Source organism: Dietzia sp. DQ12-76, assembly GCF_014145045.1.
In the GTDB taxonomy this organism is placed as follows: domain Bacteria; phylum Actinomycetota; class Actinomycetes; order Mycobacteriales; family Mycobacteriaceae; genus Dietzia.
In genome coordinates this window covers 1-1,967 of record NZ_JAALDV010000360.1, presented here as the reverse complement: position 1 = coordinate 1,967, position 1,967 = coordinate 1, and the positions used below count along the sequence as shown (strand labels likewise).

The 1,967-nt window shown below is 69.8% G+C and carries 1 protein-coding gene and 1 pseudogene; both read left to right on the top strand.

Annotation, left to right across the window (positions count from 1 at the left end):
• A pseudogene (locus G6019_RS12215) lies at window positions 1-202 on the top strand (hypothetical protein); the annotation flags it as partial.
• 60 nt (window positions 203-262) lie between these two features.
• The gene (locus G6019_RS12210) at window positions 263-1,924 is read left to right on the top strand and encodes an AMP-binding protein (RefSeq protein WP_182613327.1); all 1,662 of its coding nucleotides are present in this window, start codon (window positions 263-265) and stop codon (window positions 1,922-1,924) included.
• The last annotated feature ends 43 nt before the right edge of the window (window positions 1,925-1,967 follow it).

The following is a 1,967-nucleotide window of genomic DNA, read 5'->3' as shown; positions in this document are numbered from 1 at the left end:
CCTCGCCGCGGCGGCCCAGGCGGTCGACCCGCACTGGACGGTCGAGCGCGTGCCCTCGGACGGCTCTCGTGTCGCGGCGGTCCTCCGGTTCGGCGACGAACCCGCCACGGAGCCGGAGGAGGTCGCGGTCACGCGGATCAGTACCGGTGCCGCGTTCGACTTCGGACCCACCCGCACGCCGCTGCCCATCACCCCGGTCTGACACAGGCCACTCGCTACCCACCCACCCGACACCCGTCACCCCAGTCACGGAGGACACCACATGGCACACAACCTGGCCGACCTCTTCGAGCACGCCGTGGACGCCTTTGGCGCGGACCGCCTGGCGGTGGTGGAGGACGAACGTCGGCTCACCTACGCGGACCTGGAGGCCGAGGCCAACCGGTGGGCCTCGGCACTGTCCTCCCTGGGTGTCGGTGCCGGCGACCACGTCGGTGTGCATCTGCGCAACGGGGTGGACTGCCTGGCCCTGATCATCGGGGTGCTCAAGTTGCGGGCGGTGACCATCAGCATCAACTACCGCTACTCGGGAGCGGAACTGCGCTACCTCTACGACTACTCGGACACCAGCGTGTTGGTCTTCCACCGTGAATTCGGTGGTGCGGTGACCGAGGCCGTCAGCGGTCTCGACTCCGTCCGGCACACGATCGTGGTGGAGGACGGCTCGACCGTCGACACGCTCCCGGACGGCGCCCTGGACGCGCGGGAGATCCTGGACGCGGCGTCGACGGAGCGCCCGCGGCTCGAGCGCAGCGGCGACGACCTCTACCTGGTGTTCACCGGCGGAACCACCGGAAAGCCCAAGGGCGTGATGTGGCGTCAGGAGGACCTCTGGCGCAGCCTCGGCGGCGGTGCGGACTACCACACGGGTGAGCCGGTGCCCGACGAGTACCACCAGTCCCGGTCCGGCCTCGGCGGCGATCCCCTGCGCTACCTGATCCTGCTCCCGCTCATCCACACCTCGGGCATCATGCCCAGCTTCACCGGACTGTTCGCCGGCGGCACCATGCACTATCTCCCGCACTTCCGGGCGGCGGACGCCCTGGAGGAGATCGAGAGCGAGAAGATCCAGGTCGCCGTGGTGGCGGGGGACGCGATGGTCCGGCCGATCGTGGACCAGATGCGTCGGACCGACCCCGACACCTCGAGCATGTTCATGGTCTCCTCGGGCGCCGCCCTGTTCTCCCCGTCGGTCAAGGCGGACCTGCTCGAGCTCCGCCCCGATCTGATGATCATGGACGCGTTCGGGTCGTCCGAGGGCGGTTTCGGCGGTCTGGGCGTGGTCACCAAGGCGAACCTCGACGACGGATCGCTGTTCGCCGATCACGGTCCGCGGATCCCCAGGGGGACCACCCTGCAGCTCGTCGACGATTTCGACGAGCCGCTCCCGGACGACTCGACGGAGATCGGCTGGATCGTCAAGAGCGGCTATCAGCCCGCCGGGTACTACAAGGACGAGGCCAAGACCGCCGAGACCTTCCGGGAGATCGCGGGCACCCGTCGGGTGTTCACCGGCGACCGCGGACGCTATGACGGCCCGGAGACGATCATCATGCTCGGTCGGGCGAGTCAGGTGATCAACTCGGGCGGCGAGAAGATCTTCGCCGAGGAGGTCGAGGCCGCGCTCAAGGCGGTGGACGGGATCGAGGACGCGGTGGCGTTCGGCATCCCGGACGAGCGGTTCGGACACCGCGTGGGCGCGGTGATCCAGTGGTCGGACACCGCTGATGCCGGAGATCTCGAGTCCGTCGGGCAGGCGCTGCGCGAGCACCTCGCCGGCTTCAAGATCCCCGCGGCGTACTGGGTGGTCGACCGCGTCGAGCGCCACCCCAGCAGCAAGACCGACTACGGATGGGCGCGGCGACTGGTGGCCGAGCGCGCCCCCGACCACGACCGGCGTACGGACGCCGTCGGCTCGGCGTGACCGGGCTGCGGCTGGACGGCCGGTCCTTCGCGGTCACCGGGTC

What these genes read in the sequence shown, in the direction of transcription:
- G6019_RS12210 (WP_182613327.1), top strand. Translation starts at nt 263, where the DNA reads ATGGCACACAACCTGGCCGACCTCTTCGAGCACGCCGTGGACGCCTTT.